The sequence below is a fragment of the Synechococcus sp. R6-10 genome, from assembly GCF_047461815.1.
GTDB lineage: Bacteria > Cyanobacteriota > Cyanobacteriia > Thermostichales > Thermostichaceae > Thermostichus.
In genome coordinates this window covers 1-6463 of sequence record NZ_JANSHW010000417.1, presented here as the reverse complement: position 1 = coordinate 6463, position 6463 = coordinate 1, and the positions used below count along the sequence as shown (strand labels likewise).

The 6463-nt window shown below is 59.9% G+C and carries 5 protein-coding genes; 2 read left to right on the top strand and 3 right to left on the bottom strand.

Going from position 1 to position 6463, the window contains the following annotated elements; translation table 11 throughout:
* Together NW837_RS11460 and clpB are read left to right on the top strand one after the other, a co-directional pair.
* Positions 1-1011, top strand: a 1011-nt coding sequence (locus NW837_RS11460) for an RNB domain-containing ribonuclease (RefSeq protein ID WP_414331637.1), incomplete at its 5' end; no start/stop codon positions are given.
* A 199-nt stretch (positions 1012-1210) separates the two neighbouring features.
* Entirely contained in the window at positions 1211-3853 is a 2643-nt protein-coding gene (gene clpB, locus NW837_RS11455) for an ATP-dependent chaperone ClpB (RefSeq protein ID WP_414331635.1), read from the top strand.
* A gap of 15 nt (positions 3854-3868) precedes the next feature.
* Here the strand turns inward: clpB and NW837_RS11450 are convergent, their stop codons facing one another.
* From NW837_RS11450 to NW837_RS11440, 3 genes are all read right to left on the bottom strand, one after another.
* Positions 3869-4270 (bottom strand): SaoD/DsrE family protein, encoded by a 402-nt coding sequence (locus tag NW837_RS11450; protein ID WP_414331634.1) that lies wholly within the window; start codon positions 4268-4270, stop codon positions 3869-3871.
* A gap of 275 nt (positions 4271-4545) precedes the next feature.
* Positions 4546-5868, bottom strand: a complete 1323-nt coding sequence (locus NW837_RS11445) for a dihydroorotase (RefSeq protein ID WP_414331633.1) — start codon at positions 5866-5868, stop codon at positions 4546-4548.
* Positions 5869-5906: 38 nt separating this feature from the next.
* Positions 5907-6463 (bottom strand): MarR family winged helix-turn-helix transcriptional regulator (locus NW837_RS11440; RefSeq protein ID WP_414331631.1); only part of this gene is annotated, 557 nt, incomplete at its 5' end.

Below are 6463 nucleotides of genomic sequence, written 5' to 3'. Positions count from 1 at the left end.
GATTTGCTCACTCCCCACTCTGCCGATGAAAGCGGCTACGGCCCCCTCTTGATCAGCGATCGCCTCGGCGCCCATGCCCTGATGACGGAAATTCTCCTGCTGGCCAACCAAATCCTGGGCCACCATTTGCGCCAGTTGGGGATCCCTTCTTTGGCCCGCGTGCAGCCTGCCCCTGCCGCCGAGGCCCTGCAGAGCTTTTTGCGCCTGGCCAATGCCATGAAGCTGGATCTGAATTTGCAAGATCCCGCTGTCGTAACTCTGGCGGACTGGCAGCGGATTTGTGCCCGCATCACCGCTCCCGATGTGTTGGCCTCTGGCGCGAGCCCGGCCTTGGTGGCGCAGATGCTGGCCACCTTGCCCCCGGTCGAGTATCGTCTCCAGCCTCTGGAAGAGCAACTCGGCCATTTTGGGTTGGGCCTCAAAGAACCCTACGCCACCTTTACGGCCCCCTTGCGCCGCTATGCCGACTTGCTCAATTTGCGTGCCCTGCACCTGGCCCTGAGCAAAGGACGCGAGCGCCGCAGCTCTCGCTCCAAAACCGTGGTGGATCTGCACGGCCCCAGCGGCTACGGCCAAATCGACTGGCAGGTGTTGCCGCCCAAGGTGCAGGAGGAATGGCAGGCGTTTCTCCAGGCGCAACTGCCCAAAATTCAGGAGGGGTACCGGATCCGGCAGCAGGCGGAGCGGGAGCTGATGGGCCTGAAGCGCTCTGAGTTCATGCAAAAGCACCTGGGAGAGGTGTTCCCCGGCCTGATCATCGGCGTCCAGAACTACGGCTTTTTTGTCCAGGTGGATCCCATCTTGGCGGAAGGCTTGGTGCGGGTCAGCACCCTGAAAAACGATTGGTACGAGTACCGCAGCCGTCAGCAGGCGCTGGTGGGACGCAAGAGTCGGCGCCAGTTTCGCCTGGGGGATCGGGTGGAGGTGCAGATTAAGAACGTGGATTACTACCGCCAACAAATTGACCTGGCGGTAATCGGGGAAGGCCGTCCCTACGAAGAAGAAGAATAAGGCGGGGATCCCTCCATGGATCGCAGCTGGAGAGGACGGTTGTTGCGAACTCTGGCTCTGGCAAAATAGGCGATACCTAGATCAGGAAGATCCTACCGGAGCTTCCGGCACCCAGCTCTACTGCCCCGAAAGAGTCCAGGGTGCTCCCTGTGTCTGTATTGCCTTCCTATACTGAGTAGCAAAGCTCTGCCGAACTCCTATGCAGCCCACCAATCCCAACCAATTTACCGAAAAAGCTTGGAGCGCCATTGTCCAATCCCAAGATGTGGCCCGGCGGCACCAGCAGCAACAGTTGGAAACCGAGCATTTGCTGATCTCCCTTCTGGATCAAGAGGGGGGGCTCACCCAAACCCTCCTGCAACGGGCAGGTATCGATCCGAGGCTGGTGCGGGATAAAGTGGAAAGCTTCATCAACCAGCAGCCCAAGTTGGCGCGGGTGGATCAGCTCTACTTGGGTCGCGGCCTGGAAACCACCCTGGATCGGGCCGAGGAGTTTCGCAAAGAGTACGGCGATGATTTCATCTCGGTGGAGCACTTGTTTTTGGGATCCCTGCAAGATGAGCGGGTGGGCAAGCGGGTCTTGGCACCCCTGGGCCTGACGGTAGAGCGCCTCAAACCGGTCATCAAAGAGGTGCGAGGCAAACAGCGGGTCACCGACAAAAACCCCGAATCCCGCTACGAAGCCCTGGAGCGCTATGGCCGCGATCTCACCCAGGCGGCCCGCGAAGGGAAGCTGGACCCGGTGATCGGGCGAGATGACGAGATCCGCCGCGTCATTCAGGTGCTCTCCCGCCGCACCAAAAACAACCCCGTCCTCATCGGCGAACCCGGCGTGGGGAAAACAGCCATTGTGGAGGGCCTAGCCCAGCGCATCAACCGGGGAGATGTGCCGGAGTCTCTGAAAAACCGGCGAGTCATTGCTCTGGACATGGGCGCTCTCATTGCCGGGGCCAAGTACCGCGGGGAATTTGAAGACCGCCTCAAAGCTGTGCTCAAAGAGGTCACCGAATCCGAAGGCCAGATCATCCTCTTCATCGACGAGTTGCACACCGTTGTCGGCGCCGGGGCCGGCGAAGGGGCCATGGATGCCGGCAACTTGCTCAAACCCATGCTGGCGCGGGGCGAGTTGCGCTGTATCGGCGCCACCACCCTGGATGAATACCGCAAGCACATCGAAAAAGATGCGGCCCTAGAACGCCGCTTTCAGCCGGTGTACGTGGATCAGCCTTCGGTGGAAGATACCATCTCCATCCTGCGCGGCCTCAAAGAGCGCTACGAGCTGCACCATGGGGTCAAAATCAGCGACTCCGCCTTGGTGGCGGCAGCGGTGCTCTCCAACCGCTACATCTCCGAGCGCTTCCTGCCCGACAAAGCCATCGACCTGGTGGACGAGGCGGCGGCCAAGCTGAAGATGGAGATCACCTCCAAGCCCGTCGAGCTGGACGAGATCGACCGGCGCATCATGCAACTGCAGATGGAGGAGCTCTCCCTGAAAAAAGAAGATGATGCTGCCTCTAGAGATCGCCTCAGCAAAATTGAGCAGGAGCTGGCCAACCTGACGGAGCGACAACGGGAGTTGAATGCTCGCTGGCAATTTGAAAAAGAGGCTATCGAACGCCTGCAAAGCCTTAAAGCCGAGCGGGACGCCGTCAAGCTTCAAATCGAACAGGCTGAACAAAAATATGACCTCAACCGCGCTGCCGAGCTCAAGTACGGCAAGCTGATGGAATTGGAGCGGCAAATCCAAGAGCAGGAGGCTCACCTGGCCAAGCTGCAGACCAACGGCGAGCCGCTGCTGCGGGAGCAAGTGACTCCTGAAGATATCGCTGAGATCGTCTCCCGCTGGACCGGGATCCCAGTCACCAGCCTGATGGAGTCGGAAAAGCAGAAGCTGCTGCGCCTGGAAGCCCATTTGCACCAGCGGGTGGTGGGCCAAGACGAGGCGGTAGCCGCCGTAGCGGCAGCCATTCGGCGCGCCCGGGCCGGCATGAAGGATCCCAATCGCCCCATCGGCTCGTTCTTGTTCATGGGGCCCACTGGCGTGGGGAAAACCGAGCTGGCCCGTGCTTTGGCGGAGTTCCTCTTCGACACTTCCGAGGCGATGGTGCGCATCGACATGTCCGAGTACATGGAGAAGCACTCGGTCTCTCGTCTAATCGGAGCTCCTCCAGGCTACGTGGGCTACGAAGAAGGCGGGCAGCTCTCCGAGGCGGTGCGGCGACGCCCCTACTCGGTGGTGCTGTTTGACGAGGTGGAAAAAGCCCACCCGGATGTCTTCAACATCCTGCTGCAGGTGCTGGACGATGGCCGCATCACCGACTCCCAAGGGCGGACAGTGGACTTCAAAAACACCATCATCATCATGACCAGCAACATCGGCAGCGACCTCATCCTGGAAATTGGGGCCGATGAAAGCCGCTACGAGGAGATGAAAACTCAGGTGCTGGCCATGCTGCGGCACCACTTCCGACCGGAGTTTTTAAACCGGGTGGACGAGCTGATCATCTTCCACGCCCTCACCAAAGAGCAAATTCGCCAGATTGTCGGCCTGCAAATGCAGCGGGTGGAAAAGCTGCTGGCAGATCAGCAAATCGAGATCCTGCTCACCGAAGAAGCCAAGGACTACCTGGCAGAGGTGGGCTACGACCCAGTGTTCGGGGCCCGTCCCCTGAAGCGGGTGATCCAGCGGGAGATCGAAAATCCCATTGCCACCAAGCTGCTGGAAAACGAGTTCCTACCCGGCGACCGCATTTTGGTGGATGTAGCCAACGAGCGGTTGATCTTCCGCAAGATCGGCTCTCAGCCCAGCCAAGAGCCGCCGGCGGCTGTGGCCGTCAGCTAAGTCGGGGTCCTTCCGTCAAAGCGTAATCACTTGGTCAGGTGGGTTGTCCTTCAAGGCCTCGTAGAGGTCAGGGAAACAGCCCACCTGCACTCCTTTGACGACGTTTTTGGGAACGCACCGAGCTGGCTCTCTGCGCCCGCGTCCTTGAGCGTCGCACCAGCGGGGTTCCCCTTCGGCTAGGTTGCGCTCCAGAGCGCACATGTCACACATCATCAGCAGGATGTTTTGCTCTTGGGCAACTTTGGCCAAGCGCTCGCCAATGGGATCCCCCTGCCGCAAAACAAAGCAGTTGTCGTCGAAAAAGAACATGCCCACCACCTGCGCTCCATGCACCCCTGCTTCTAGCTGGGGCAGGATCATCTGGCCCAACTTATAGGTGCCGCAGCGAGGGTGAGTGAACACGTAGGCAACTTTCATGAGGCCCCCTTGCCGTTTTCAATTTTGATTATCAGTAATTATCAATTATCATTTTCAGAGTAACACGAGTTTCTGGGCCAGAGTTGCCGGACCCAGCAGGCCGAGGTGTGTGGTGATCGGCAAACCAGCCTGAGACCGTTCCTGATGCTTTTGCGCCATCCCGCCCTCAGGCCTGGCTTCTCTCCCACAAAGGGAGAGGGAAGCTAGGATAGGCTACTGCGCCACTTCTGTCCTGCTGCTATCGGAAGCCCTTGCGGGATAGCAGGGATCCCTGGCTAGCGCTGAAACTGAAGAGCCTTTCCCCGCACCGAGGGATCCACCTGGCCGTTTTGAAAGGCAATCTGTCCGCCCACGATCGTGACTAGGGGCCAGCCCACCAATTCCCAGCCCTCGAAGGGACTCCAGCCGCATTTGGTCAGCAGCTCTTCCCGCCGCACCGGTTTGGGTGTGTGGCGATCCACCAGCACCAGGTCGGCGTCGTAGCCCACCTGCAGCCGCCCTTTGTTGGGGATCCGGTAGAGGCGGGCCGGCGCCTCACACATCCACTGCACCACCTGCGCCAGCGTGCAGCGGCCCTGCTGCGCTGCAGTCAGCATCAGGGGCAAGGCCGTCTCTACTCCCGGCATACCCGAGGGGGAGTGGGGGTAGGGCTGAGCCTTTTCTTCCAGAGTATGGGGGGCATGGTCAGTGGCAATGCAATCCAGGATCCCGTCCTGCAGCCCCTGCCACAGTTGCTCCGAATTGGGGGGATCCCGCAGGGGGGGGTTCATCTGGGCCAGGGATCCCAGCCGGGCGTAATCGGCGGTGCTGAGCAGCAGGTGCTGAGGGGTCACTTCTGCCGTCACCCAGGCCGGCTTGTGCTGGCGCAGCAGTTCCACCTCTAGGCCGGTGGAGAGGTGCAAAATGTGCAGCCGATGGCGGTAGCGGGTGGCCAAGTCCAAAGCCCGCCGTGAGGCGATCAGGGCCGATTCCTCGTCCTGAATTTGCGAGTGAACGGCTACATCTGTGCGTCCGGCAAACAGGGCCTTACGGGCTTTGATGCGAGACAGATCTTCAGCATGGACGGCAATTAAGAAGTTGGGATCCGTTTCCCCGAAAATCCGCTCCAGCGCCGCCTGATCATCCACCAACAGGGGCCCATGCATGGATCCCATGAAGATTTTGATGCCACAGGCTCCCTGCACCGTTTGCAACTCTTCTAAGTTATCGGCAGTGGCCCCGATGAAAAAGCCGTAATTGACCACACACTTGCTGCCTGCACGGGCCAACTTGTCATCCAGCGTCGCTTGGTCAATCGTCAGCGGGTCGGTGTTGGGCATCTCCAAAAAGCTGGTCACCCCGCCCCGGGCACAGGCCCAGGATCCCGTCTGCAGGTCTTCTTTGTGCTCTCGGCCCGGCTCGCGGAAGTGAACTTGCGGATCGATCACCCCCGGCATCAAGGTATGGCCCTCGGCGTCGATGACCTTGGCCACCCCTTCTGGCGAGAGGTTTTGGCCGATTTGGGCAATGCGCCCCTCCCGCACCAGCACATCCCCCCGCCAGGGATCCCCTTCCGGCACCAGCAGCTCAGCATTTCGGATCAGCAAATCGCCAGACAAAGCTCCGCCCTCCCTCAAAGGCGCTCTCAAGATAAAGACTATTGACTTGGCTCCGCCAGCACAACCGCATCTGGATCCACTGACAGATGGGCGATCAGCCGATCCACCAACCGCGAGAGGGTTGCCTGTTCTTCTGGGCTGAGACAGCCGTAGGTTTGCTCCCGCAACTGCCAAATCAGAGGGGGTAAAACGTCTTTCAGCTCCTCCCCTGCAGGTGTGAGGTAGACCCGCCAAATCCGCCGATCCTCAGGATCCCGCTGCCGCCGGATCAGCTCCCGTTTTTCCATGCCATCCAACACCCCGGTCATGGTGCCCCCCAACTGCTGCAAGCGCTCACAAATAGTGGAAGTAGGGATCCCGTCTTCTTCCCAAAGGCAGCAGAGCACCACCCAATGGGAGATGGTCAGGCCAAAAGGCTCCAAATGAGACTGCAACTTCCGCCGCACCAATTGAGACAACAGCCGAATGCGGTAGCCCAGGGAGTTGGGGGCGAGAATGTCATGCCACCGTTCCAGGAAAGCCTGCTTTTCCGATTGAACCATCTCCCCGGTTTGACTGTTTCCCATCGGCGGCCTGGAATGCTCGGAATCTAAAT

Coding starts and splice junctions, on each gene's coding strand:
- clpB (WP_414331635.1), top strand. CDS start 1,211: ATGCAGCCCACCAATCCCAACCAATTTACCGAAAAAGCTTGGAGCGCC.
- NW837_RS11450 (WP_414331634.1), bottom strand. CDS start 4,270: ATGAAAGTTGCCTACGTGTTCACTCACCCTCGCTGCGGCACCTATAAG.